General features: G+C 55.2%; 22 protein-coding genes. 11 read left to right on the top strand and 11 right to left on the bottom strand.

Annotation, left to right across the window (positions count from 1 at the left end; translation table 11 throughout):
- Window positions 1–4 precede the first annotated feature (4 nt).
- The 4 genes from SIB88_RS10055 to SIB88_RS10070 all read right to left on the bottom strand — a co-directional run bounded on the left by SIB88_RS10055 (window position 5) and on the right by SIB88_RS10070 (window position 5400).
- Window positions 5–580: a TRAP transporter small permease gene (locus SIB88_RS10055; RefSeq protein ID WP_412557977.1), complete on the bottom strand. Its 576-nt coding sequence runs from the start codon at window positions 578–580 to the stop codon at window positions 5–7.
- 42 nt (window positions 581–622) lie between these two features.
- Complete coding sequence (locus SIB88_RS10060) at window positions 623–1612, bottom strand: TRAP transporter substrate-binding protein (RefSeq protein ID WP_068518161.1); 990 nt, start codon at window positions 1610–1612, stop codon at window positions 623–625.
- A gap of 312 nt (window positions 1613–1924) precedes the next feature.
- Window positions 1925–3286: a sigma-54-dependent transcriptional regulator gene (locus SIB88_RS10065; protein WP_412557978.1), complete on the bottom strand. Its 1362-nt coding sequence runs from the start codon at window positions 3284–3286 to the stop codon at window positions 1925–1927.
- Window positions 3287–3327: 41 nt separating this feature from the next.
- Complete coding sequence (locus SIB88_RS10070; protein ID WP_412557979.1) at window positions 3328–5400, bottom strand: sensor histidine kinase; 2073 nt, start codon at window positions 5398–5400, stop codon at window positions 3328–3330.
- A gap of 239 nt (window positions 5401–5639) precedes the next feature.
- On the opposite strand from SIB88_RS10070, the gene SIB88_RS10075 reads away from it, so the two are divergent.
- Both SIB88_RS10075 and SIB88_RS10080 read left to right on the top strand, forming a co-directional pair.
- Entirely contained in the window at window positions 5640–6647 is a 1008-nt protein-coding gene (locus tag SIB88_RS10075) for a mitochondrial fission ELM1 family protein (RefSeq protein ID WP_114112631.1), read from the top strand.
- A gap of 65 nt (window positions 6648–6712) precedes the next feature.
- Window positions 6713–7663, top strand: coding sequence for an EamA family transporter (locus SIB88_RS10080; protein WP_412557980.1), 951 nt, complete (start codon window positions 6713–6715; stop codon window positions 7661–7663).
- Here the strand turns inward: SIB88_RS10080 and SIB88_RS10085 are convergent.
- Complete coding sequence (locus SIB88_RS10085) at window positions 7655–8566, bottom strand: LysR family transcriptional regulator (RefSeq protein WP_412557981.1); 912 nt, start codon at window positions 8564–8566, stop codon at window positions 7655–7657. The genes SIB88_RS10080 and SIB88_RS10085 overlap by 9 nt on opposite strands.
- 148 nt (window positions 8567–8714) lie before the next feature.
- Between SIB88_RS10085 and SIB88_RS10090 the strand changes: the two genes are divergently transcribed.
- Both SIB88_RS10090 and SIB88_RS10095 read left to right on the top strand, forming a co-directional pair.
- The gene (locus SIB88_RS10090) at window positions 8715–9899 is read left to right on the top strand and encodes an MFS transporter (protein WP_206927323.1); all 1185 of its coding nucleotides are present in this window, start codon (window positions 8715–8717) and stop codon (window positions 9897–9899) included.
- 93 nt (window positions 9900–9992) lie between these two features.
- Complete coding sequence (locus SIB88_RS10095) at window positions 9993–10817, top strand: aldo/keto reductase (protein WP_412557982.1); 825 nt, start codon at window positions 9993–9995, stop codon at window positions 10815–10817.
- Window positions 10818–10879: 62 nt separating this feature from the next.
- On the opposite strand, the gene hemN is transcribed toward SIB88_RS10095, so the two are convergent.
- Both hemN and SIB88_RS10105 read right to left on the bottom strand, forming a co-directional pair.
- Entirely contained in the window at window positions 10880–12235 is a 1356-nt protein-coding gene (gene hemN, locus SIB88_RS10100; protein WP_412557983.1) for an oxygen-independent coproporphyrinogen III oxidase, read from the bottom strand.
- A gap of 91 nt (window positions 12236–12326) precedes the next feature.
- Window positions 12327–12755 carry an HIT family protein gene (locus SIB88_RS10105; protein WP_068518152.1) on the bottom strand — a complete coding sequence of 143 codons (429 nt, stop codon included), beginning with the start codon at window positions 12753–12755 and terminating at the stop codon, window positions 12327–12329.
- 191 nt (window positions 12756–12946) lie between these two features.
- On the opposite strand from SIB88_RS10105, the gene SIB88_RS10110 reads away from it, so the two are divergent.
- Window positions 12947–14239: an NAD(P)/FAD-dependent oxidoreductase gene (locus SIB88_RS10110; RefSeq protein WP_101248074.1), complete on the top strand. Its 1293-nt coding sequence runs from the start codon at window positions 12947–12949 to the stop codon at window positions 14237–14239.
- 63 nt (window positions 14240–14302) lie between these two features.
- Here SIB88_RS10110 and SIB88_RS10115 read toward each other — a convergent pair whose 3' ends face one another.
- Complete coding sequence (locus SIB88_RS10115) at window positions 14303–14992, bottom strand: FMN-dependent NADH-azoreductase (protein ID WP_412557984.1); 690 nt, start codon at window positions 14990–14992, stop codon at window positions 14303–14305.
- A 123-nt stretch (window positions 14993–15115) separates the two neighbouring features.
- Between SIB88_RS10115 and gcvA the strand changes: the two genes are divergently transcribed.
- A complete protein-coding gene (gene gcvA / locus SIB88_RS10120; RefSeq protein WP_412557985.1) occupies window positions 15116–16009 on the top strand; it encodes a transcriptional regulator GcvA in 894 nt (297 codons plus the stop codon).
- Between the two features lie 81 nt (window positions 16010–16090).
- Window positions 16091–16882, top strand: coding sequence for a 2-oxo-tetronate isomerase (gene otnI / locus SIB88_RS10125; RefSeq protein WP_412557986.1), 792 nt, complete (start codon window positions 16091–16093; stop codon window positions 16880–16882).
- 19 nt (window positions 16883–16901) lie between these two features.
- On the opposite strand, the gene SIB88_RS10130 is transcribed toward otnI, so the two are convergent.
- Window positions 16902–18164 carry a glycerate kinase gene (locus SIB88_RS10130; protein WP_412557987.1) on the bottom strand — a complete coding sequence of 421 codons (1263 nt, stop codon included), beginning with the start codon at window positions 18162–18164 and terminating at the stop codon, window positions 16902–16904.
- A 55-nt stretch (window positions 18165–18219) separates the two neighbouring features.
- Complete coding sequence (locus SIB88_RS10135; RefSeq protein WP_068518147.1) at window positions 18220–18969, bottom strand: FadR/GntR family transcriptional regulator; 750 nt, start codon at window positions 18967–18969, stop codon at window positions 18220–18222.
- Between the two features lie 275 nt (window positions 18970–19244).
- Here SIB88_RS10135 and SIB88_RS10140 point away from each other — a divergent pair, with 275 nt between their 5' ends.
- From SIB88_RS10140 to SIB88_RS10155, 4 genes are all read left to right on the top strand, one after another.
- Window positions 19245–20045, top strand: coding sequence for an N-formylglutamate amidohydrolase (locus tag SIB88_RS10140; protein WP_068518146.1), 801 nt, complete (start codon window positions 19245–19247; stop codon window positions 20043–20045).
- 1 nt (window position 20046) lies between these two features.
- Window positions 20047–21216 carry a carboxylate-amine ligase gene (locus SIB88_RS10145; RefSeq protein ID WP_250283005.1) on the top strand — a complete coding sequence of 390 codons (1170 nt, stop codon included), beginning with the start codon at window positions 20047–20049 and terminating at the stop codon, window positions 21214–21216.
- Window positions 21217–21316: 100 nt separating this feature from the next.
- Window positions 21317–21562, top strand: a complete 246-nt coding sequence (locus SIB88_RS10150) for a DUF2312 domain-containing protein (protein ID WP_007090950.1) — start codon at window positions 21317–21319, stop codon at window positions 21560–21562.
- 76 nt (window positions 21563–21638) lie between these two features.
- The gene (locus tag SIB88_RS10155; protein WP_206927332.1) at window positions 21639–22085 is read left to right on the top strand and encodes an MmcB family DNA repair protein; all 447 of its coding nucleotides are present in this window, start codon (window positions 21639–21641) and stop codon (window positions 22083–22085) included.
- 58 nt (window positions 22086–22143) lie between these two features.
- Here the strand turns inward: SIB88_RS10155 and SIB88_RS10160 are convergent, their stop codons facing one another.
- Window positions 22144–25626 carry an indolepyruvate ferredoxin oxidoreductase family protein gene (locus SIB88_RS10160; protein ID WP_412557988.1) on the bottom strand — a complete coding sequence of 1161 codons (3483 nt, stop codon included), beginning with the start codon at window positions 25624–25626 and terminating at the stop codon, window positions 22144–22146.
- Between the last annotated feature and the right edge of the window lie 12 nt (window positions 25627–25638).

The raw sequence follows: 25638 nt of genomic DNA on the forward strand, positions 1-25638 counted from the left end.
CGGCTTATGCGTTTGGCTTTGACGGTGTGGCGGCTTTGTCGCCATCTGCGGCATTGCCAGCATGATTAAGCTGGTCAATGGCTTCGCGTGCTTCGTCTGCCAGGTTAAAGCCGACCTGTTTGCCGGTAATGATGCGCCAGCCCACCTGTGCCAGACGGAACGCCAGCAAAGCAGCGCCAACCGGCATGATCAGATAGACGAACCACAGCATGATCGGGCTGTCTTCGGCTTCCATTTCAAGCATGTGGTTGAAGCTGACCAGTTCCCAGCCACCAATGATCAACCAGCTTGAATACAGGATGCCCGTGGCAACAACGAACAGGCCAATGACGCGCTGAACCCGGTCCGGGAACAGGCGCACAAGCGCGTCGACACCAATGTGCGAGCCGACCTTGACCCCGTATGACATGCCAAACAGGATCAGCCAGGCAAACAGGAACTCGGTAATTTCCAGGGCCCAGGTCAGGCCGGAATTGAAGACGTAACGCATGACAACGTTAACAAAGGTCAGCGAAGTCATGGAGGCAAGCAGGAGGGCAATAATGCCCTCCTCCAGCCGGTTAACGACCGTTGAGATCATCGTAAACGGCCCTTTTCCGATAATGTTGGGAAAAAGTAAGGATCAGTTACACGCAGCAGCGGCGTCGATGATGTCCTGACCGATATCGCCAGAGAACTCATCCCAGACCGGCTTCATTGCGGTCTGCCACTTTGCGAAATCGTCTGCCGACAGCTGAAGGATTTCGGTTTCACCCGAATCAATCACTGCCTGACGCTGTTCTGCGGTCAGTTCAGCCGACAGGCCGTTTGCGTAATCGGATGCTTCGTTCATTGCCTGGGTCAGGCCGTCACGAATTTCCGGATCCAGACCTTCCCACCATTTGGTCGAGGTCACGACCATATAGTCGAGAAGACCGTGGTTGGATTCAGTGATGTAATCCTGAACTTCGAAGAATTTCTTCGAATAGATGTTCGACCAGGTGTTTTCCTGACCATCAACAACGCCGGTCTGAAGCGCGGAATAGGTTTCCGAGAACGCCATTTTCTGCGGGACGGCATCAACAGCTTCGAACTGGGCTGCGATCACGTCAGACGACTGGATACGGAATTTCTGGCCAGCGGCATCTTCGGGAACGCGCAGCGGCTTGTTCGCCGAAAGCTGTTTCAGGCCATTGTGCCAGTAACCGACACCGGTCAGACCTTTGCCAGACATGGCATTCAGCAGTTCCTGGCCTTTTTCGCCATCCTGGAAGCACGAAACAGCATCCATGTCCTTGAACAGGAACGGCAGATCGAAGACCTGAAGTTTCTTGGTCCATTTGCCGAATTTGGCAAGCGACGGTGCGCCGAACTGAACATCACCACGCAGGATGGCCGGCAGAACCTTGTCGTCATCAAACAGCTGGGAGTTCGGGTAAATTTCGATTTTTACCTTGTCGCCAAGGATTTCTTCCGCACGTTTTTTGAAATATTCCGCACCCTGACCTTTCGGGGTGTTCGGTGCGACAACGTGTGCGAACTTGATGACTTCCTGTGCAGAAGCGGCATTAACACCCATCAGGGCTGCGGCGGCAACGCCTGCTGCGAGGATATGCTTGGTAATAGGACGCATTAAAGTGTCTCCCTTTACTAACTTATGCGTTTTCCCGTAAGCGCGCCTTTTGTGGCGTCGTTTTAAAACGCCTTTTGGCGCTGTGCCGTAATCAGCAAGGTACGGGCCAGTTTTGAGGGATGCTGGATAACAACGTAAAATCATACACTTGTGCGGTATTCGTCGCTGTTGCGTTGCAGCATGATCGGCTGTTTTGTTGTCGATTTCACACATGAAATCTTGTCAGATGTGTGGATGTCCGCACATTGTGGCTGCGCTGGTCTTGCGGGCAAAAGGGCAAAGAAAAAGCCCGCCGGAAGGGCGGGCTTCGGATTATTCCGATGCGCTGCGTGCGCGCCTGAATTCGGCGGGGGTTATGTCATATTTGGTCAGCTTGTCGTAAAAGGTTTTGCGCGGTACGCCAAGGGCGCTGACCGTGGCGGTGACATTGCCGCCATGTTCGCGAAGGGCCTCGGTAATCAGGCTTCGTTCAAAGGCTTCGACCTGTTGGGGCAGGGTCATGCCGTTCTGGCTGGCCATGTCATTGCCGGTCGCCAGCGGATCAAGGCCAAGAACGCGCCGTTCGGCGGCGTTGCGCAATTCGCGCACATTGCCCGGCCAGTCATAGGCGGTGAATTGTGCCATTTCTGCCGGGGTGACCAGCTTGACCGGGCGGTCGAACCGTTTGGCGGCATCGCGGGTGAAATGTTCGAACAACAGCGGAATGTCGTCTTTGCGTTCGCGCAATGGCGGAATATGGAGCTGCACGACATTAAGCCGGTAATAAAGATCTTCGCGGAATTCGCCGCGTGAAGATGCTTCTCTGAGGTCGGTTTTGGTTGCCGCGACAACGCGCAGGTCAATCGGCTGTACCCGGTTTGAGCCAAGCCGTTCAAGGGCGCGTTCCTGCAAGACACGCAAAAGCTTGATCTGAAGGGCAAGCGGCATGCTTTCGATTTCATCAAGGAAGATCGTGCCCTTGTCGGCAAATTCGAATTTGCCGATGCGTTTGTGGTCCGCCCCGGTAAAGGCCCCGGCTTCATGGCCAAACAGTTCCGATTCAATCAGGTTTTCGGGCATGCCCCCGCAATTGACCGCAACAAACGGTCCGGGACGCCCCGACATTTCATGCAGATTGCGCGCAATCACTTCCTTGCCTGATCCGGTTTCACCATTGATCAGGACATGGGCATTGGTACTGGCGACATTGCTGATCAGGGTGCGGAGCTTTTCCATCGCCGGATTGCGTCCGATAAAGTCGGATGCATTTTTGGTATGGCGGGCCAACTCGATACGCAGCGTCCGATTTTCCAGGATCAGCTTGCGGTGGGCCATCGCACGTTTGGTAATGTCGATGAACAGATCCGGGGAATATGGTTTTTCGATAAAATCGAACGCGCCGTTTTGCATCGCCTTGACCGCGGTCGCGACATCGCCATGACCGGTGATCATGATGACGGGCATGTCATTATCGATCTTTTTGATTTCGCCCAGAAATTCCAGACCATCCATCTTGGGCATGCGGATGTCGGAAACAACCACCCCGGGCCAGCCTTTGCGCAATCGGGCAAGTGCGGATCCGGCATCGGCAAAGACTTCGACATGAATGTCGGCAAGTTCAAGTGTTTGCTGTGCGGCTTCACGCACATCGGCATCATCGTCAACAAACAGAACGCAATCGGCGGTGGTTGGCACTGGCGTATCCTTCGGCCCGGATCAAGGATCAGGACACCCGGTCAAAGGTCGGCCTGATCGCTGTGCATATTAAGCACGGTCGTGGTTTGGGCGAAGTTTCTATCAGGCCCGGCGATTGCCGTCGAGAGGCTGTTTTCCGCCGTATCCTCGCCAATGCCCTCGTGGCGCAACTCGATGATAAAGGAGGATCCACCATTTGGGCGGTTTTCCGCACGGATGGTCCCGCCAAAGCTTCGGATGATGCCATAACAGATCGAAAGTCCCAGCCCCAGGCCGTCACCAAACGGCTTGGTGGTAAAGAACGGGTCAAACAGTTTTGGCAGGTTTTCGGGCAGAATGCCGTGGCCATTATCATTGACCTTTACCAGAACGCGGTCTTCGCGTTCGGTGATTGAAATTTCGATTTTCGGGTCACTGATATTCTGGCAGGCATCGGCAGCATTGTTGATCAGGTTGATGAAAACCTGTGTCAGCTGATTGGCCTCGGCAATGACTGGGCGCACATGTTCATCATGGTTCAGGGCAATGTCGGTAACACCGGCCCGACCGGTTTCAAGCACCAGATCAATCGCCGTCTGCACCTGTTTGGGAACATCAACCGGGTGGTTGTCCTGTTCCGGACGTCTGGAAAACGTTTTAAGGTTGTTGGTAATCCGCCCCATGCGGTCGGTCAGTTCGGAAATACGTTGCAGGTTGCGGGTCGCTGTTTCCTCGTTGCCGCGTGCAATGAATTTAAGGGCGTTTTCCGCATAGCTGCGAATGGCGGTCAGCGGCTGGTTTATTTCATGCGCGATCCCGGCCGACATCTGGCCAAGGGCGGCAAGTTTACTGGTCTGGACCAGTTCGGCCTGTGCTGATCGCAGGGCATCTTCGGTGCGTGAACGTTCGGTAATTTCCTGGGCCAGGCGCAAATTGGTGCTCATCAGGTCGGCCGTGCGCAGGCGAACTTGCCGTTCCAGTTCGCGTTGCGACCAGTCCCGAATTTCAAGCTGTTCCAGCATCGCGCGCCGGCGCTGCAAAATGATAAAGACAAGGCCGGTGAAAATGATATGCGCAGCCCCGCCCATCAACCCTGCACTGATCACGGAACGATCAAGCGATGACTTGTCGGTCAACAGATACATTCGCCAGCCCTGAACAGGAAGCGTGCTTCCTGTCACCAGATAGGTCGTCCTGGCCGGTTCGGGTTTTCCCGATGCGCTATCACCTGATGGCGTGTTTGCGACGCCGCGTGCACGCGGGGCAGGGGCATTTTGGTCTGCATTCCAGTCGGCACCACGGTCGGTATTGCGATCCCCGGCGCTGCGTGGTGTTCCCCCCAGTGACAACACGCCAAGATCATCATCGGACGGCCAATGGCCCGAAAGCAACGGCATCGGCGCAAGCGGGTAATCCCCATATTTGCGCGACGCGATAATTCGCGGGCGATCCTTGGCCGCAAGACCACCAAGATCGCGAAAACGCCATTCGGGATGGGATGCAATGATCACGATGCCGTTTTCATCGGTGACCAGCACGCTTTCACTGCCGCGCGCCCAGCGCTGGACAAGTGTTTCAAGGTGGGTTTTTACCACCACGGCACCTTCGAACGTGGTCCCGTCCGGACGCACAGGATGCGAAATGTAATAGCCCGGCACGTTTGATGTGATGCCAAATGCGAAATAATGGCCGGTCAGCCCGGCCTGGGCTTGTTGGAAATAGGGACGGAATGAAAAGTTGCGCCCGATAAAGGATGCCTGACTGTTCCAGTTGCTTGCCGCAATGGTCGTGCCGTTCTGATCCATGAAATAGATGTCGGACGCGCCGCTGTCGGCTGCCAGCTTTTCAAGATAGATATTGACCGCCGCCGCATTGGCCGGGTCGGCAAACAAAGCAAGATCAAGAATGCGTTTGTCAGATGCCAGCGTGATCGGCAGATATTCGTGTTCCTTGATCGCACCCTGAAGGTTCGACCGGTACAGTTCCAGTTTGTTACGGCCGTCTTCGGTGATGTCGATAAGCTTGGTCTCGCGCCAGAATTCCGTGACCATCCAGACCGTAATGGGCAACAAGGCAAGCAAGACGCACAGGACAATGCGCGATGTTCTTTTGACGGAAACGGATGTCCCTAGCATTCTGTCCACACTTCACTGAAGGTTAAAACCCACCCTAAAGAATAGGTGGGTGGGCGCAGATTAAATTACAAAACTGTTTCGAAGCCCAGAGCCAATTTCATAACCCGGCGTCCATGCTTGATAAAGCCGTGATCTGACGCTACCAATCATGCCAGACCATCGACGCATGCAGGATTAGCGACTATGATCTTCGGGACCGCAATCCAATAACAATAATCAAATCAGGAAAGTCTCCCTGAATGTCCGAACAAGATACGCATCTGATCTGGGTTCTGGCCGATGACCGTGCGGGAAACATCAATCAGGCAATCGGTGTGGCCGAAGCACTGGCGCAACCCTTCAAACGTGTTGATATCGGATATACAAAACTGGCGCGCCTGCCCAATATCATTCGCGGGGCGAGTTTGATCGGGGTTGATGTACCCTCGCGCATGCGTCTGGTGGCACCCTGGCCTGATCTGGTGATTTCGGCCGGACGGCGCACCGCGCCGGTGGCAAGATGGATCAAAAAACAAAGCCGCGGCCACACCCGCATTTGTCAGATCATGCGCCCCGATAGTGGTGAAAGTGCATTTGATCTGATTGCTGTCCCGGCCCATGACCGGATGGCGCTTCGCGAAAACATCCTTGAAATTCCGGGCGCGCCGCACCGCGTTACGGAAACGCGTCTTCTGATCGAAGCTGATACCTGGCGTCCTCATTTCAAAGGATTGCCGGCCCCGCGTTTTGCCGTGATCGTGGGCGGCAGCACAAAAAAAACCACCTTTACCCGAGATATGGCCGATGAACTGATTTCGGCTGCGATTGACGCAGCCCGCGCGGTGGATGGCAGTTTGCTGGTGACGACCAGTCGGCGTACCGGGCCGGAGAACGAAGAACTGATCGCCGAACGTCTCGCTGCGTCGGGGCTTGGCTATCATCTCCATGACTGGACGTCGCAGGATGAAAATCCCTATTTCGGGTATCTGGCCCTTGCCGATGTGCTGATTGTTACCGGGGATTCCGTTTCCATGTGTTGCGAGGCCGCGGCCGCGCCGGGCGGTGTGTATATCTATGCCCCTGATGGACTGGCATCCGAGCGACATCAACGATTGCATCAGTCACTTTATGACGGCGATTATGCCCGGCCGATGCAAACCGGGACCGAGCTTGTGCCGTTCCGTCATCCGTCCTTGCAGCCCGCCCGTCTGGTTGCGCAAAGATGTCTGGAACTTCTTCGCGCAACAGAACATCAGGATTCCATATAACGCCTTGATTCTTCTATGGCCATAAGGTCTATTCGTGGTGCCCCGAACAGTCAGGATGTCTGCGAATGCCCGCCGCCAACGCCAATTCGTCCCCGACACGCCAGAATGGTGCGCCCGCACTTTTTCCCCGCCACGTTGCGGTGATGGTGCTTGCGCTTGTGGCATGCAGCTTTGCCGGAAATCATGTTGCCGCCCGACTGGCATTTGAAAACGGCACGGGGCTTTTGCTGGCGGTTTTGTGCCGGTCCGGCGTTGCCTTGCTGATCCTGATTTCGATCGTGACTTTCCAGCATCATTCCATTCGCCTGCCCAAGCGGCTCGGGCGCTGGCAAGTATTGCTGGGGGTGATGATCACGGTGCAAAGCCTGTGTCTTTATTCCGCGGTTGCCCGCGTGCCGGTGGCACTGGCGTTGCTGACGGCCAACACATTTCCGATCATTCTGGCTCTTTTGACCTGGGGGTTGGGCGGGGCACGCCCGACATTGAAGTCGGCAGCATTGATGCTTTTCATACTTTCGGGGCTTGTTCTGGCGCTTGATCTTCCGGGGATTCTCGGCGGCGGGGTGACGGTTACCGATGAATGGTGGCTTGGCATTGCCTTTGCACTGACGGCGGCAACGGCGCTGTCGGTTGCGTTTTGGGTGACCGATCACAAGCTGGCGGCACTGAACGGTTCAGTGCGTTCAATGTTCACCATGCTTGTGGTGTTTGTCGCCATGATCTTTGCCGGATTGGGCGATGTGTTGCCCGGCGGAATGGCCTTGCCACAGGCAGGACAAGGCTGGATCGGGCTTGCCGTTCTGGTGGCCCTTTATGGCAGTGCATTTTCGGTTCTGTTCATCACTGTGCCGCGTCTGGATATGGCGCGCAATGCGTCGGTCATGAATGTTGAACCGATTGCCACATTGTTGTTTGGCTGGGTGATCCTTGATCAGATGATCAGCCCGATCCAGATGGTGGGCGGGTTGATCGTGGTCAGCGGGATTGTGATCCTGACCCTGCGCAAATCATCGTGACAGGCTTTTGCGCACACAATCGACAACAAAGTCGATAAAGGCCCGGATGCGTGTCGCCAGATGGTCGTGACCGGCCCAAACGGCATGAACGGTTTCAATGTCGTCTTTGGTCCAGTCGGCCAGGATTTCCACCAGATCCCCTTTTTCAAGCGCCTGATGGACGTGGAAATTGCCAATGCGCGCAATGCCGATACCGGCCAGACACATTGATTTGACCAATGGGCCATTATTGCCAAGAAAGTCACCGGTGATCGTCTGATCGAACTGGCGTCCGGTTTGCGGATCGGTAAACGGCCAGAAATTGCGTCCCTTGATAAAATTGAAACGCAGGCAATTGTGATCGGCAAGGTCGGCAGGCGTTTGCGGGACCCCGAACTGTTCGAGATAGGCCGGGGATGCGACGATCTTGCGTTTGGTTTCAAGAAGCTTGCGCGCCATCAAACTGGAATCCGGAAGCCCGCCGGAACGAATGGCGATATCGGCCCGTTCTTCAAGCAGATCAACAATGCCGTCTGTCTGGGTCAGTTCCAGTTCGATATCGGGATATTGCCGCAAAAAGCCGGGCAGGTGGGGGATGATAAACACCTGGGCAAAGGCCACGGATGCATTGATGCTCAGTTTGCCGCGCGGGGCTGCCTGACCGCCACCACCAATCAGGCGTTCGGTTTCATCAATCTGGTCAAGGATGGTACGGGCGCGGCGCAAATACATCTCGCCTTCGGGGGTAAGCTGCAATTGCCGTGTCGAACGGACAAGAAGTCTGGTGCCAAGCCGGTCTTCGATCCGTGTGACCAGCTTGCTGACAGCGGATGGCGACATGTGCAGATCCCGCCCGGCTTGTGAAAAGCTGCCATGTTCGATGACCTTGATGAAGGTCTCCATTTCGCCCGCACGGTTGTCCAATGCATCCTCGTCTTTGAATTGAATTCAAATATGGTTGTCGCGCAATCCGGATTATCGCGCAAGGTTTTGATTGGCATAGTCATACCAAATTCCGGGGAAACCCCGATGAAACCTGTTTATCCGCGCTAAGTGCGGAAGGAGAATTTGAATGCCACTTGCCTTGTTTGCGTTGACCATCGCGGCCTATGCGATCGGAACAACGGAGTTTGTGGTTGTCGGCCTGTTGCCGACAGTTGCAAGCGATCTTGATGTGACCCTGCCGATGGCGGGGCTGATTGTCAGTGTTTATGCCCTTGGCGTGACTTTTGGTGCCCCGGTCCTGACGGCTTTGACCGGTCGCATGAACCGTAAATCCCTGATGTTGGGGCTTATGGGCCTGTTCATCATTGGCAACGGTGTTGCCGCGCTAAGCCCGAGTTATGAATTGCTTCTGGTTGCGCGGGTGATTTCGGCCTTTGCCCATGGTGTATTCTTCTCGGTCGGGGCAACCATTGCTGCCGATCTGGTTCCGGAAGACCGTCGGGCATCGGCGATTGCCATGATGTTCATGGGGCTGACCGTTGCTATTGTGACCGGTGTGCCGCTTGGCACCTTTATCGGGCAGATGTTTGGCTGGCGCGCGACCTTCTGGGGTGTTGCGCTGCTTGGTGTGATTTCCTTTGCCGGGATTGCGTTGCTGTTGCCGGGCAACCTCAAACGCGGTGAAACGGCCGGGCTTGGTGATCAGGTGCGGGTGCTTGGCAGTTCGCGGTTGCTGATTGTGTATGGCATGACAGCCCTGGGCTATGGGGGCACGTTCGTGGCCTTTACCTATCTGTCCGCGATCTTGCAGGAAATTACCGGTTTTACCGAATCATCGGTCAGTCTGATCCTGATCTTTTACGGTGTGGCGATTGCGATCGGTAATATTGCCGGTGGCAAGCTTGCCAATCGAAACCCGGTGCGCGCCCTGACCGTTCTGTTCGTGCTTCAGGCTGCGGTACTGGTGCTGTTCAGCTTTACCGCAATTTCACCGGTTGCGACCATTGTGACCCTCGGTGCGCTTGGCTTCCTGCAATTTGCCAATGTTCCGGGTTTGCAGCTTTATGTCGTGAAACTTGCCAAACAACACCGGCCTGGCGGGGTTGATGTTGCATCCGCGCTCAATATCGCGGCCTTCAATCTTGGCATTGCGCTGGGCGCATGGATTGGCGGGCATGTTGTGGCATCCGGACTTGGACTGGCGGCAACGCCGTGGATCGGGGCGATTCTTGTGGTTCTTGCCCTTGGCCTGACCGTGCTGAGCGGGTCGCTTGACCGTCGCGACGTTGCCCGTCTGCAACCGGCCGAATGATCGGCCTTTCCCAAAGAATTTTCATCGGGTCCGGAACGAAACCATCCGCCGGATGTTTCGCAGACAGACCCATAATCAACGAGGTTTGAAAACATGTTTGATGTAACGACAAATGGTGCCACCATCCCGGCACTGGGATTTGGGACATTTCGCATTTCCGAAGATGATGTGAAACGGATTGTGCCCAAGGCACTGGAAACCGGTTTTCGCCATATCGATACCGCCCAGATCTATGAGAACGAAGCAGCCGTTGGCGAAGCCATCGAACTGTCATCCGTCCCGCGTCAGGATATTTTCCTGACGACCAAGGTCTGGGTGTCGAATTACCGCCATGATGATTTCATCGCATCGGTTGATGAAAGCCTGAAAAAGCTGCGCACCGACTATGTCGATCTGTTGTTGCTGCATTGGCCAAACAAGGACGTGCCGCTTGCCGAACAGATTGGTGCACTGAACGAAGTGCGCAAAGCCGGCAAGGTGCGTCATATCGGTGTCAGCAACTTTAACACCGCCCTGATGAACGAAGCAGTGGCCCTGTCCGATGCGCCGATTGTCACCAACCAGATCGAATATCATCCCTTCATTGATCAGTCGGTGGTCATGGAAACCGCGAACAAGCTTGGCATGTCTTTGACAAGCTATTTCGCGATGGCCGATGGCAAGGTGTTTGAAAACGATACCCTTAAGGCGATTGCCGCAGACCAGGGAAAATCCGTGGCCCAGATCGTGTTGCGCTGGGTGATTGAACAAAACAACGTCATCGCCCTGTCAAAAACCGTCGGGGAACAGCGCCTGCTTGAGAATTTCGATATCTTTGATTTCGAACTGACCGGTGAACAGATGCAGGCCATCCATGATCTTGCCGATGAAAACGGCCGGATCGTAAGCCCGGATGGGCTGGCCCCGGACTGGGATTGATCACAAGGCACCATTCAACGAAAAAGGGGCCAAATGGCCCCTTTTTTACGCGATATGTTCGCTCAGACAGCCTGTGAATGGCGCCCATGCGCAGGATCAAGATAGGTATCAAAGGCCGCACAGATTGCACGCACCAACGGGCGCCCGGTTTCGGTCAAAGTAATGTTATGACCGTTAACTTTGACGATGTTGTCCGCACTCATTGCGTCGATGCGATCAAGTTCCGGGCGGAACCGGTCAGCTGATGTCTGAAAGCGGGCGCATATATCATCAAGATCGACCGAAAGATTGCACATCAATTCGTTGATGATTTCGCGGCGCAGCTTGTCTTCGCGGCTTAATGCCACGCCTTTTTCAATCGCGCACATTCCGGCCTCGACACTGCGTTGCCAGCGCGCCAGTGCCGGATCGTTTTGCGCATATCCTTGTGGCAGCGACGAAATCGCCGATGGACCAAACCCGATCAGGGCTTCGGCCCGATCAGTTGTGTAACCCTGAAAATTGCGATGCAATTCACCATTGCGAAGTGCAACAGCCATGCTGTCGGCTTCATGGGCGAAATGATCAAGCCCGATGGCGATATATCCATGGGCCGATAACCTGTTCTGGATTTCTTCATACTGTGCCCAGCGTTCCTGTGTGTCGGGCAGAACTTCGGTCGGGATCAGTTGCTGGTGCTTTTTCATCCATGGCACATGGGCATATCCGAAAACCGACAGCCGGTCAGGGCGCAGCGATACGGTCTGATCAACCGTGTCACGCAATGTATCAATCGTCTGATGGGGCAGGCCATACATCAGATCAACATTGATGCCAGTAATCCCGCGATCCCCCAGTCCGTCAATCACATCACGGACCAGATCAATGCTTTGAATGCGGTTGACAGCCCGTTGGACGTCGTCATGAAAATCCTGAATACCGATGCTTGCACGGTTAAAGCCGCATTCGACCATGGCATCCATGAAGTCGGCCGTTGCGGTGCGCGGATCCATTTCAATGGCAATTTCGGCATCAGGCAACAGATCCAGACGATTGCTGATTGCAGCCATGATCGTGCGCAGGTCGTCGGCCTTTAAAATGGTGGGGCTGCCGCCGCCGAAATGGATATGGGAAACGACAAATCGCTGACCCTTTGGCAGCTTGCCAAGCGTGCTTTCAATTTCACCAAGCAGGGCCCCGACATAGCTGGTGACCGGCTTGTAATGTTTGGTGATCTTGGTGTTGCATCCGCAGAACCAGCACATTTCTTCGCAATAGGGAACATGCAGATACAGCGACAGCGGCTGTGCGGGATCAAGTTCCCCAAGCCAGCCTTCAAACACGGTGCCGTTGATCCCGGCATGGAAATGGGGGGCTGTCGGATAGCTGGTGTAACGCGGCAGTCGCAGATCGTATTTTTCGTAAAGAGCCAGCTGCATGACGGATATCCCGATTAATTCGTTCTATCCGTCTTTTGCATTATTCCAATCTGCGCTGCCTTGATGTGCGTCAAGCAAAGAGCATCGATGATCAAAGATGCTTGAAGGCCGAAATCAGATCGGCGCGCAATGCCGCAAGCCGGTCACGCCCGGCTTCCTCGTCATAGGGTTCGGCCGTGCCAACGCCCCAGATCGGGCCGGGCCATGCCGGATCATCCTTGAACCGTCCGACAACATGACAATGAAGTTGCGGCACCATATTGCCCAGCATCGCGACATTTGTTTTATGCGCATCAAACCGGCGCTTGATCACCTGTGAAACGGCGGCGGCTTCATTGCCCAGCGTGATGCGGTCCTCTGGGCTCAGATCATCGTAATCAACAAGATCAGGGCGCTTGGGCACAAGGATCAACCAGGGATAACGCGCATCATTCATCAACAACACATGCGAAAGCGGGCCGTCGGTAACCAGCGTTGTATCGGCGGCAAGTTGGGGATGAAGCGAAAAGGCGTTGTTCATGTGGGCCTCTATCTTGATGACAACAGACCGTTCTTATAACGGCAAGGTGCCTGCTTGTCTTGGGTTGCGTGTGCCGTTGATCACATTGGATTTCTTGCGCTTTCCCGATATTGTCACTAGGTCCTGATCCAGGCTTTCGCCTGGGACCGGGACATGCCCGGCCGGTTATGGACAAAACGGAGTATGCCAGCATGTCCGATCAGAAACGTGTGGTCATTGTCGGGGCCGGATTTGGCGGAATGAGTGCCGCCAAAAAACTGGCGGGCAAGAATGTCGAAGTCGTTCTGATTGACAAGCGCAATCATCACCTGTTTCAGCCGCTGTTATATCAGGTCGCCACAGCCGACCTTTCGCCTGCTGAAATCGCCTGGCCAACCCGAAGCATCTTCAGCCACGCACCGAATGTTTCGGTTTTCATGGGCGAGGTCACCGGGATCGATTTGGCCGGGCAACGTGTTTTGTCCGGGGATCATCATCTTGAATATGATTATCTGATCCTGGCGACCGGTGCGGTCACATCCTATTTCGGCAATGACCATTGGGCGTCTTTGGCGCCGGGGCTTAAAAACATTACCGAGGCCACCGACATCCGTAAAAACCTGCTTTTGGCGTTTGAACGCGCCGAAAACAGCGAGGATGAAGAACAGAAACGCCGTCTTCTCAATTTCGTTGTCGTGGGCGGTGGCCCGACCGGGGTCGAAATGGCCGGTGCAATTGCCGAACTGGCGAAAAAGGCCCTGACCGACGATTTCCGCCGGATTGATCCGCGTGATGCCCGTATCATTCTGGTTGAAGGCAGTGACCGGCTTCTTGGCGCATTTCCGCGCAGCCTGTCGGAATATACCCATCAATCCCTTGAAAGTCTCGGCGTTGAAGTCCGTCTTGGCAGTCCGGTTTCCGACATCACCGAACAGGGGGTTAAGATCGGTGACGAATTTATCCCCGCAGCCAATGTGATCTGGGGTGCGGGGGTTCAGGTGCCCGATCTTAAGGACTGGGTACAGAAACCCGCTGATCGTGGCGGGCGAATTATTGTTGAACCCGATCTTTCCGTGCCGGGCCATCAGAATGTTTTTGTCATCGGTGATGCGGCCCATGTGCCCTGGCGGGATGGTTTGACGGTTCCGGGAATTGCCCCGGCGGCCAAGCAACAGGGCAAATATGTTGCGCGTCGTATTCTCGATCTGATGGATGGGCGATCAACACCGGCATTCAAATACAGCCATGCCGGTAATCTGGCGACGATTGGACGCCACCGTGCGGTGATTGACCTTAACGGGTTTAAGCTGAAAGGCTGGCTTGCCTGGTGGTTCTGGGGGCTTGCGCATATTTACTTCCTGATCGGTATTCGGGCCCCGGCACTGGTCATGGTGCAATGGGTCTGGAGCTACCTTTTCCGCAAAAAAGGCGCGCGTCTGATTACCGGGTTGGACAAGGACAATGCCCGTGCGGTCGTGCCACCCGCCAAACAGAAAGCCGGATGATCTGGCACAGCGCTGCTTGTGAACGGACCGGGCAGGGCGATCAACCGTGCCTGGTCACGGGTTTCAGGCGGCATTTTTGGTCGCGTGTATTCGGATCAGTTTTTCGGCAATTGCGATTGTTTCGGCCTCGGCCAGTGCGATTGACTTTTGGGTGCGGTCATCACCGAACTCGTCATATTCAATCGCGGTCCCGTATTGATCCGTGATGCCGATATATTCAAGCGGGGTGAAAATCCCGCCTTCGACAAAGTTCAGATGCGCGACCCGACCACCTGCGTCATAACCGTAATCGCCACGCGATGACAAAACGACAATCGATTTGCCGTCCGTCACCATCGGCCAATAGGGAACGCCTTCGCGGGACCGGTCAAAGCCGAATGTCTTGCCGACCCGGACAATGTTGTCGACCCATGCCTTCATCTGGGCGGGCATGCCGAAATTATACATCGGAACGCCCGCGACAATAATGTCAGCACCCAAAAGTTCATCGACCAAAAGGTCACTTTCACGAAGAACGTTATGCATCCAGTCTTCGCGATCATCGGGTTTGGTAAATGCTGCATGGACCCAGTCGCCTGTGACCGGTGCGGGCGGATTTGCACCGACATCACGATAAATGATCTCGTCATTGGGTCGCGCGGAACGCCAATGTTCGATGAATTTGGCGGTCAGCCGGCGGCTGTGGGACCCGTGCGGTTTCTGATCGGATCGGCCGGGGCGGGCGCTGCTGTCGATATGAAGAATTCTGGTCATCGCGGTCTCCATCTTTGATGAAATCACTTCATCTGCGATCATGTGATGACCAAGACTTGCCTTGTTTTTCTGCCTCGGGCAAAATCGAATTCATCATGTTATAGATGAGTTGAATTCATTCATATGTCTTTACCGCCCCTTGCTGCCTTGCGTGCGTTCGAAGCCGCTGCGCGTCATCAAAGCTTTAAAAAAGCTGCTGGCGAGATTGCCGTGACCCCAACGGCAATCAGCCATCAGATACGCCTTCTTGAAGAAACGCTGGGTGTGCGTCTGTTTGATCGCAAACCACGCCAGGTCGTGTTGACCCAGGCCGGTCAGGAACTGTACCCGGTGCTGCGCGACGGCTTTGTATCCTTTGCCAATGCGGTTGATGCCATTCGTCGTCGCAAGACATCGCGTGGTTTGACGGTTTCGGTTCTTCCGTCTTTTGCTGCCAAATGGCTGTTGCCCCGTTTGCCGGATTTTCAGAAACGCCATCCTGATATTCATCTGCGTCTTCATACCTCGGCTGCGGCGGTTGATCTTGCCAGCGGGGCGGTCGATGCCGCGATCAGATACGGGCGTGGCCCATATCCGGGGCTTGTTGCCCAAACGATGTTTCGTGAAACCTTTACCCCGCTTTGCAGCCCGATGTTGGGCCTTCAAAGCGGTGATGATCTTTGCAATGCGACCTTGCTGCATCTTGATTGGCTTAGTCCCGATGACGTGACGCCGACTTGGGAACGCTGGGCTGCGGCAAACGGGATCAAGGGGCTTAAAACGTCGGGGGGCATCAGCTTTTCCGATGATACCCACGCCATTCAGGCCGCAATTGCCGGGCAGGGTGTGGTTCTTGCCAGTCCGGCAATGGCGCGCGATGAACTTGATGCCGGCCTTTTGACCATGCCCTTTGATCAACATCTGGACGGTCATCAGTATCATTTTCTGCATACCGGACGTGGCACCAACCGGGCCGAGGTCGATGCATTCGCCGACTGGATTTCAAACCAGGTTGCCCAATTGCCAACCGCATCCTGAAAATCCGCTGATTGATCATTGACCTGATCAGGCAGTTGGGAAACCATACGTGCCCGTTTCCATTCACCCGTCAGGTGCGATATGCCACGTTTTGCCGCCAATCTTTCGTTTCTGTTTGCCGATCTTCCGTTTGAAAAACGATTTGCGGCGGCGGCCGATGCGGGATTTGTCGGGGTTGAATATATCGGTGCCTATGACATGCCGCTATCGACGGTCAAATCACTGCTGACCGATAACGGCCTTGAACAGGTCTTGTTCAATCTTCCCGCCGGCAACTGGGAAGCCGGCGACCGCGGCCTTGCCTGTCGTCCGGGACGCGAAGACGAATTTCGCGATTCCGTGGTCAAGGCGCTTGATTACGCGGCCGCAACCGGCTGCAAGATGCTTCATTGCATGGCCGGTGTGATGGGGGAAAACGAAAATTCCGGCGAACTGGCGCGTCTTTATTGCGACAACCTGCTTTATGCCGCCGACCTGGCCGATCAGGCCGGTGTCGATATCCTGATCGAACCGATCAATCCGGTTGATATGCCGGGATATCTTTTGAATTCCGTCGAACAGGCCGCCGTGATCCTTGAACAGCTGGATCATCCGCGCCTGAAGCTGCAATTTGATATCTATCACGCGCAAATTGTCGGCGGTAATATCGCAGCCCGCCTGGACAAGCATCTAGATCGCATTGCCCATGTTCAGGTTGCCGGCGCGCCGGGCCGTCATGAACCTGATAGCGGGGAACTGAACTATCCGTTCCTGTTTTATATGCTTGATCGCATTGGCTATGATGGCTGGATCGGTTGCGAATACAAGCCGCATGACAAAACCGAAGACGGGCTTGGCTGGGTTCGGCCATGGATGCCAAAACCCGGTGCCTGAGCCCGTCTTGACAGGTCGGCTATTCGATCAGAATGGCCCGGAAGTCGTTGACATTGGTTAATGTCGGGCCGGTGATGATCAGATCATCAATCCGTGCAAAGGCGCTATAGGCATCGTTGTTGGCAAGATATTGCCGCAAATCAACACCGGCTTTCTGTGCCTTTTGCCAGCTTGTCCCATCTATGATCGCACCGGCATTGTCTTCGCTGCCGTCAATGCCGTCGGTGTCAATGGCGATGGCGCTGAACCCCGGCTGATCGCGCAACTGGATCAGAAGCGACAGCAAAAATTCGCTGTTGCGTCCGCCGCGTCCGCCTTTGCTTCGTACTGTTACCGTTGTTTCCCCACCCGAAAGCAGGACACAGGGCTTGGCGGCCGGTTGCCCGTGATTGGCGACCTGATGGGCGATACCGGCATGCATGATGGCGACCTCGCGCGATTCACCTTCGATTGCATCGCCAAGGATCACCGGGTTCAGACCCATTTTGCGGGCCACTTCTGCGGCGGCTTCAAGGCTGTCTTGCGGGCGTGACAGCATGATGGTCTCATGCCCGTCAAAGCAGGGATCATCGGGTTTGACCGTTTCATCATCGGCACTGCGCAAAAGTTTTTCGGCGGCCTCGGGGATGTCGATCTGGTAATGGCGGATGATATCAAGCGCGTCCTGACCCGATGTCGGGTCGGCAACGGTCGGTCCCGATGCAATGATCGCCGGATCGTCGCCGGGTACATCTGACACCAGATAGGTAATCATGCGCGCCGGTGCGGCAGCCTTGGCAAGGCGTCCGCCCTTGATCGCCGAAAGATGTTTGCGCACGCAATTCATTTCCGAAATGGTCGCGCCACTGCGCAGCAATGCCTTGTTGATCGATTGCTTGTCATCAAGGGTCAGTCCCGGACCGGGCAGGGCAAGCAGGGCCGACCCGCCGCCCGAAATCATGCAGACCACCAGATCATCGGGGCCCGCCGATTGAACGATTTCAAGAATGCGTTTCGCGGCTTCTTCGCCCGCAGCATCCGGCACAGGGTGCGATGCCTCGACGATTTCAATCTTCTCACAGGGAACAGCGTGGCCATAACGCGTGACAACAAGTCCTTCAAGATCGCCTTTCCATTCCTGCTCAAAGGCGCGCGCCATGTTGGCCGATGCCTTACCAGCACCAATGACAATGGTTTTTCCTTTGGGTGGGGATGGCATGTTGCGGGGGATCTGAACACCGGGATCAGCCGCCTTAAGGGCTGCATCCATCAAAGCCAGAAGTTTCTCGCGAGACGTCGTCATATCGGGGTTCCCTGAATGTATTTTATGATGTTTTCGGCCTTGTTTCGGGGGGCGATCAGGTCGCCTGTTTGTCCGAAGCCGTTTTAAAGAAATCAAGCACCGCCTGAAGGTGATTGGACATTGCCTTTTCGGCGGCATCCGGGTCACGGGCGGCGATTGCTTCGATGATGTCGCGATGGTGGTCCTGAACCATGCGGTCAAAGGACGGGCCGCTCATTGAATTGAAACGGATTTCAGTAAGGGCAGCCTGCAACACGTCATGAAGCATCTTCATCACGTGATAATAAATGATCGACCCGGTGGCACGTCCGATCATCATATGCAGACGATGGTCATCATCGGCGCGATATTTTGCCGCACGTCGCGGGTCATGGGCCTGACGGAAGGCCAGCCGCAACAGTTTGATATCCTCGTCACTGGCATTGATGGCCGCACGCCGTGCCGCCCATGTTTCAAGCGTGCAGCGGATTTCCTGCAAATCGCGCAGGTTATTGATCGAATCGCGCACAAGATCGGTCATCGCCGTATCCATATCGATCCCGGTCGATGACAGAATTTCGGTGCCGCCCCCCTGAACCGCGCGCAAATAGCCGCGGGTCTTAAGTTTTTGCAGGGCCGCACGCACCGAAACCCGGCTGACCTTCATGCTTTCGGCAAGCTGGCGTTCACCGGGCAGGCGGTCCCCGGGCAGGAAGATACCATCGGCAATCTTTTCAAGAATTTGATCAGCAACCTGATCGGCAATCCGTTTGGGACGTTTGGCGTCCTGGTTATCGGATGCCGGGCTTGATTTGGCAGACGGCATGTTGGGTTTACTCCAATCGTGTTCTTCGGCGCCAACGCAGGTGAAAATCTGGTTCTGACCATAATGGTCATACCACTTTACGGGATGTTGGGGGCCGACGCAAAGCGTCGATGTGTGAAGTGATGCGATATTGCAGGGCTATCTTGTCTCTTGGGCGATAAATTGATAGTTCAACAAGTGCCTGAACGATTGCCAGTACCGTTTTCACCCTGTCTGGAACTGTTCAGCCTGACCTGCCACCTTTACCCAAAATACTGACTTTCAGGAGAATACGCGTGTCTCACCATGCAGGGGCCCTGTTGGGCCAAGATGATCCGGCCCCGTTCGAAGTTCTCAACGAAAATGGCAAAGGGCATTCGCTTTTTGTTTGCGACCATGCATCGCGCGCTATTCCCAAAAGTCTTGGCACCCTTGGCCTGCCCGAAGAGGAACGCAAACGTCATATCGGTTGGGATATTGGTGCGCGCAAAGTGACCGAAATTCTGGTTGAACGGTTCGATTGCCCGGCTGTTCTTGGCGGGTATTCCCGTTTGGTGATTGATTGCAACCGTCAACTTTGGGATCCGACCGGCATGCCGGAAATCGCCGATCAGACGGTTGTTCCGGGCAACAAGAATGTCTCGCCGACCGAACATATGAAACGCATCCGCGAGATTTTCCTGCCCTATCACGGTGCGATCGAAGAACGCATTGCGAATTTCCACGCGCATAAAATCGTCCCGGCCCTGATTGCGATCCACAGCTTCACCCCGGTGTTCCAGGGCTTTGAACGTCCGTGGGAAATCGGTGTTTTGTGGGATCAGGATGATCGTATTCCGGTACCGCTTCTGGCCAAGCTGCGTGAACAGAACCCGGATCTGACCATTGGCGATAACGAACCCTATTCCGGGCAGCACATGGCCGATTACACCATTGACCATCACGGCGAAGCCGGCGGGCTTCCCTGTGTGTCGATTGAAATCCGTCAGGATCTGATTGATACTGACGAAGGTTGCGAGAAATGGGCAAAGATCCTTGGCGATGCCTTTGTCGATATTCTTGCCGACCCGAACCTTTACAAGATTCGGAGAGATTGATTTGGTTGGGTCCAGTGCGCGCGAACCGGGATTTTCCATCGGGATCGAAGAAGAATTCTGGCTTGTTGATCGCCAAAGCCGCGATCTTGCCAAAGACCCGCCCGCCGATTTCCTGAAAGACGCCAAGGCAGAACTTGGCGATCAGGTTTCCAGCGAATTCATGCGCTGTCAGATCGAAACCGGAAGCACGGTCTGCAACAGTGCGGCCGAGGCCCGTGCGCAACTTGTCCATATGCGTTCCACCCTGTCCGGGGTGGCTGCGAAATATGACATGGCGCTGCTTGCGGCCTCGACCCATCCGTTTGCGCAATGGGACAGTCAGAAACATACCGACGGTGAACGCTACAACACGATTGCGCGTGACCTGCGTACCGTGGTTGATCGTTTGCTGATTTGCGGGATGCATGTCCATATCGGGATCGAGGACGATGATCTGCGGATCGAACTGATGGCGCAGGCAAGTTACTTCCTGCCACATCTTTTGGCCCTGACGACAAGTTCACCGTTCTGGCGGGGCAGGGATACCGGCCTTCAGACATTTCGTTTGTCGGTGTTTGACAACCTGCCGCGCACGGGCCTTCCGGAAGTTTTCGGGTCGTGGGCGGAATATCGCCGCCATGTCGATATGCTGATCCAGGCAGGCGTGATCGAAGACGGCACCAAGCTATGGTGGGATTTGCGGCCCTCTGATCGCTGGCCGACGCTTGAAATGCGCATTGCCGATGTTTGTACCGATCTGGAAGATGCGATTTGCGTGGCATCGATTACCCGTTGTGTGATGCGCATGCTGTATCGTTTGCGGCGCAATAATCAGCGTTGGCGCATTTATTCGAACATGCTGGTGCGTGAAAACCGCTGGCGGGCCTGCCGATATGGCAGTGATGCCGGGGACAAGGCGGGACTGATTGATTTCGGGCGCGGGGAAATCGTGCCCTATGCCGATCTGGTCGAGGAAATCCTTGAACTGATCCGCCCTGATGCCGAGTATTTCGGCTGTGTTGCCGAGGTCGAACATGCCCGCGAAATCATCCATCGCGGCACCAGTGCACGCCGTCAGCGCGAGATCTATAATGCCGCCATCGAACGCGGGGCCAGTGTCAATGATGCCTTGCTGGCGGTGGCAGATTGTCTGATCGAACGAACCGTGCCGGGATCAGGCAATCTGTCCTGATGGCACTTGTCAGCGGCCAGTGCATTGAGTATCGTCGCGCCGCATTGAAAATTTCGCGCACCGGGTATCCGCTGTGCAATCCATCATCGGAGAAGAATTGATGACCGAAGTCGGTGGTATCGCAGCCGATCAGCTTGCGAGCTATGTTGAGCGTATCGAACGTCTCGAAGAAGAAAAGGCCAACCTGATGGCCGACATCAAGGAAGTCTATGGCGAAGCCAAGGCCCTTGGCTATGATGTGAAAATCTTGCGCCAGATCATCCGTCTGCGCAAAATGGAAGACCACGAGCGCACCGAACAGGAAGAAATCCTCGAGGTCTACAAACGCGCACTGGGAATGAGCTGACAGTTCCTGTCAGGAGACATTCGCGATCCCGAGAAGCCCGCTTTCGAGCGGGCTTTTGTTTTTGTAGGATTTCGTCATGGAAACGCAAACCCGTCCCCAAATCACTGCCGAAGTCACCAATGGCGTCTGTCGGCTTTTGTATCATCATCAGATGTCCTGTCTGACCGAGCTTCGGTTGGGGAATGGTCGTCGGCTGGATGTTTTGGCATTGGGGGCCAAGGGGGAATTGTGGGCAGTCGAAGTCAAATCCTCGGTCGAGGATTTCCGGGCTGATCAGAAATGGCAAAGCTATCTTGATTATTGTGACCGCTTCTTCTTTGCCGTGCCGATGGATTTTCCGCGCGATCTGATACCTGATGATGTCGGCTTGATTGTCGCAGATCGATTTGAAGCCGCGATTATTCGACAATGTGAGGAATCCTCACTTTCGGCGGCGCGACGTAAAAAGCTTTTGATTTCGTTTGGTCAAACGGCGGCGGCCCGTCTTCAGGGCGGGGGCAGTGACGCGGTGTTTGTGACCTGAGCGGCATAAACAAAAGGCCCCGAAGATTACCTCGGGGCCTTTCGTCGATTGCAGGGATTTACTCCGCTGCCTTGAGGTGCTCTGGCGGGTTGCGGAACTGTTCGATCAGTTCGGCTTCGCGTTTCTTGACCTTGGCGATATTGGCGTCCTTGACATGTCCATAACCGCGAATTTGTTCCGGAAGCGCCAGCAACGCATTGGCAATGCGGAAGTTATCCGCAGTCAGGCCGTCGATAACTTCTGTAACGAGCTTCTCGTAATCGGCAATCAGCTGGCGTTCCATCTTGCGTTCATGTGTACGGCCAAATGGATCAAGCGATGATCCGCGCAGGAACTTGAATTTCGCAAGTATGCGGAAAACACTCATCATCCAGGGGCCATAGGTCGATTTTTTCAGCTGACCGCTTTCCGGGTCCTGGGTCGCAATGGCCGGCGGGGCAAGGTGGAAGTTGATCTTGTAATCACCGGTAAAGTTTTTCGCCAGTTTGGCAAGGAACCTTGGATCGGTGTAAAGACGCGCGACTTCGTATTCGTCCTTGTAGGCCATCAGTTTGAAGTAATATTTGGCAACCGTGCGGGACAATTCATCACCACCACCAAGCCGCTTTTCAGCAGCAGCAACCTTGTCAACCAGGGCAACAAAGCGATCCGCATAAGCAGCATTCTGATAGTCGGTCAGGAAAGCCCGACGTTTGGCAACGATGTCGGAAAGCTCGGTTGCGATCGGATGGGCTTCGGCTTCGTTCGGGCCGACCACATCAATTACCCGTTTGGGATCGTGGGCATAAAGGCGGCCCCAGTGGAAGGACTGCTTGTTCATGTCCACACCAACACCGTTAAGCTCGATCGCCTGCATCAGGGCTTCTTCACTGATCGGGATCAGACCGCGCTGCCAGGCAACACCCAGCATGAACAGGTTGGTCGCAATCGAATTGCCCATCAGGCGGGTTGCAATGTCACTGCCTTCGACAAAATGCACCGCATCCGCCCCACACGCATCATTGATGACTTTCATATGCTCGTTGGTCTTGAGCTGGAAGTCCGGATTGCGGGTAAAGGCACCGGTGACGGTTTCATGGGTGTTGATCACCGCCTGTGTAAAGTTGCGGCGCATCTTGGCAAGGCCTTCGTAACTTGCCGCAACCAGAAGATCACAGCCCAAAACCACATTGGCTTCACCGGCCGGAATGCGGGCGGCATGCAGTTTGTTCTGGTCATTGGCAAAGCGGATATGACTGACAACCGCACCGCCTTTTTGCGCCAGACCCGCCATATCAAGCCCGACAATGCCTTTGCCTTCGATATGGGCTGCCATGCCAAGCAACGCACCAATGGTCACAACACCCGTACCACCAACCCCGGTGATCAGAACCGACCACGGATCATCAATATCGGGCAGGGTCGGACGTGGCAGGCTGGCAAATACCGCATCACCTGATTTATCGCCTTTGGCCGCGGCTTCGGGCTTGCGCAAGGAGCCGCCTTCGATGGTGACAAAGCTTGGGCAGAAGCCATTCAGACAGGAGAAATCCTTGTTACAAGCCGACTGGTCAATCGCACGTTTGCGGCCAAATTCGGTTTCGACCGGCACAACCGCAAGGCAGTTGGACTTTTCACCGCAATCGCCACAGCCTTCGCAAACCAGATCATTGATGAAAACGCGCTTGGGCGGATCGACCATCAGTTTGCGTTTGCGACGACGGCGTTTTTCCGCAGCACAGGTCTGGTCAAAGATCAGGATCGAAACGCCTTCGATTTCACGCAGTTCTTTTTGGGTGCTATCAAGCTCATCGCGGTGGCGAATATCAACACCCGGCGCAAAGTCCGATCCCATCGGATATTTGTCAGGTTCGTCCGATAGAACAATGATGCGTTTTGCACCCTCGTCATACATTTGCCGGGTGATTTGCGGTACGGTCAACGGACCGTCAACCGGCTGTCCGCCTGTCATGGCGACCGCATCGTTAAACAGAATCTTGTAGGTAATATTCACACCCGACGCGACGGCGGCACGCACGGCCAAAGACCCGGAATGGTAATAGGTCCCATCGCCCAGATTCTGGAATACGTGCTTTTCATTGGTAAAGGGTGCCTGACCGATCCAGGTCACACCTTCGCCGCCCATATGGGTAAAGGTTTCGGTCGAACGGTCCATCCAGTTGACCATGTAATGGCACCCGATACCGGCCATCGCACGGCTTCCTTCGGGGACCTTGGTTGAACTGTTATGCGGGCAACCCGGGCAGAACCACGGAATACGTGCCACATCCGGGCGTGGTTCGGCGATTTCCTTTTCCTTTTCGGCCAGCCAGTCGATGCGTTCATGAATGGCCGGACTGTCATAGAACCGCTTGATACGTTCGGCCAGAACCACGGCAATACGTGCCGGGGTCAGTTCATCCATCGATGGCAGGATCCATTCGCCTTTTTCATCGAATTTGCCGATCACGGTCGGGCGGACATCTTCGCGCCAGTTATAAAGCTGTTCCTTGACCTGGTTTTCCATCACCGCGCGCTTTTCCTCGACAACGATGATTTCTTCCAGACCCATGGCGAATTCACGTACATCGTCACGGTTGAGCGGCCAGCTCATCCCGACCTTTAGAACCTTGATGCCGATCTTTGCGGCGTCTTCCTCGGAAATGCCAAGATCGTCAAACGCCTGCATAACATCAAGATATGCCTTGCCGGTGGTAATGATGCCAAGCCGCGCATTCGGGCTGTCGATCACGGTTTTATTGAGCTTGTTGGCACGCGCATATGCCAGTGCGGCATACAGCTTGTACTTCATCAGGCGGTGTTCCTGCTCCTTTGGCGTATCGGGCCAACGGATATGAAGCCCGCCTTCGGGCATGACAAAATCGGTCGGGATAACGGGCGTGATGCGGTCCGGGGCAACATCAACCGCGGCCGAGCTTTCAACGGTTTCGGCGATGGTTTTCATCGCGACCCAGCACCCGGAATAGCGGCTCATGGCCCAGCCATGAATACCGAAATCAAGAATATCCTGCACACCTGACGGGTTCAGAACCGGGATCTGTGCGTCAATAAACGCATATTCGGTCTGATGGGGCAGGGTGGATGATTTGCAAGAATGGTCATCCCCGGCCAGAACCAGAACACCGCCATGTTTGGATGTACCAGCATGGTTGGCATGTTTGAACACGTCACCGGACCGGTCAACACCCGGGCCCTTGCCGTACCACATACCAAAGACGCCATCATATTTGGCGTCCTTGTACATATTGACCTGCTGGCTACCCCAGACGACGGTTGCGGCAAGGTCTTCGTTTACACCGGCCTGAAATTCGATCTGTTGTTTGGTCAGGAACTTCTTGGCCCGCCAAAGCTGCTGATCCAGTCCGCCCAGCGGCGATCCGCGATACCCCGAAATACAGCCTGCCGTATTCAACCCGGCGCGCGCGTCAAGCTGGCGCTGCATCAGGGGCAGGCGCACCAGGGCCTGAATGCCTGTCAGGTAAACCCGACCCTCTTCCAGGGTATATTTGTCGTCCAGACTGATTGCCGCCAATTGTGCCATGACCGGTCTCCC

Origin of the sequence: Thalassospira sp. MIT121401 (assembly GCF_047125595.1) — a bacterium.
Taxonomy (GTDB): Bacteria; Pseudomonadota; Alphaproteobacteria; order Rhodospirillales; family Thalassospiraceae; genus Thalassospira; species Thalassospira povalilytica.

Excerpts from the sequence above, each read along its gene's own strand:
- SIB88_RS10055 (WP_412557977.1), bottom strand. The coding sequence starts at position 580 with ATGATCTCAACGGTCGTTAACCGGCTGGAGGAGGGCATTATTGCCCTC.
- SIB88_RS10060 (WP_068518161.1), bottom strand. The coding sequence starts at position 1,612 with ATGCGTCCTATTACCAAGCATATCCTCGCAGCAGGCGTTGCCGCCGCA.
- SIB88_RS10070 (WP_412557979.1), bottom strand. The coding sequence starts at position 5,400 with ATGCTAGGGACATCCGTTTCCGTCAAAAGAACATCGCGCATTGTCCTG.
- SIB88_RS10075 (WP_114112631.1), top strand. The coding sequence starts at position 5,640 with ATGTCCGAACAAGATACGCATCTGATCTGGGTTCTGGCCGATGACCGT.
- SIB88_RS10080 (WP_412557980.1), top strand. The coding sequence starts at position 6,713 with ATGCCCGCCGCCAACGCCAATTCGTCCCCGACACGCCAGAATGGTGCG.
- SIB88_RS10090 (WP_206927323.1), top strand. The coding sequence starts at position 8,715 with ATGCCACTTGCCTTGTTTGCGTTGACCATCGCGGCCTATGCGATCGGA.
- SIB88_RS10095 (WP_412557982.1), top strand. The coding sequence starts at position 9,993 with ATGTTTGATGTAACGACAAATGGTGCCACCATCCCGGCACTGGGATTT.
- hemN (WP_412557983.1), bottom strand. The coding sequence starts at position 12,235 with ATGCAGCTGGCTCTTTACGAAAAATACGATCTGCGACTGCCGCGTTAC.
- SIB88_RS10105 (WP_068518152.1), bottom strand. The coding sequence starts at position 12,755 with ATGAACAACGCCTTTTCGCTTCATCCCCAACTTGCCGCCGATACAACG.
- SIB88_RS10110 (WP_101248074.1), top strand. The coding sequence starts at position 12,947 with ATGTCCGATCAGAAACGTGTGGTCATTGTCGGGGCCGGATTTGGCGGA.
- SIB88_RS10115 (WP_412557984.1), bottom strand. The coding sequence starts at position 14,992 with ATGACCAGAATTCTTCATATCGACAGCAGCGCCCGCCCCGGCCGATCC.
- gcvA (WP_412557985.1), top strand. The coding sequence starts at position 15,116 with ATGTCTTTACCGCCCCTTGCTGCCTTGCGTGCGTTCGAAGCCGCTGCG.
- otnI (WP_412557986.1), top strand. The coding sequence starts at position 16,091 with ATGCCACGTTTTGCCGCCAATCTTTCGTTTCTGTTTGCCGATCTTCCG.
- SIB88_RS10130 (WP_412557987.1), bottom strand. The coding sequence starts at position 18,164 with ATGACGACGTCTCGCGAGAAACTTCTGGCTTTGATGGATGCAGCCCTT.
- SIB88_RS10135 (WP_068518147.1), bottom strand. The coding sequence starts at position 18,969 with ATGCCGTCTGCCAAATCAAGCCCGGCATCCGATAACCAGGACGCCAAA.
- SIB88_RS10150 (WP_007090950.1), top strand. The coding sequence starts at position 21,317 with ATGACCGAAGTCGGTGGTATCGCAGCCGATCAGCTTGCGAGCTATGTT.
- SIB88_RS10155 (WP_206927332.1), top strand. The coding sequence starts at position 21,639 with ATGGAAACGCAAACCCGTCCCCAAATCACTGCCGAAGTCACCAATGGC.
- SIB88_RS10160 (WP_412557988.1), bottom strand. The coding sequence starts at position 25,626 with ATGGCACAATTGGCGGCAATCAGTCTGGACGACAAATATACCCTGGAA.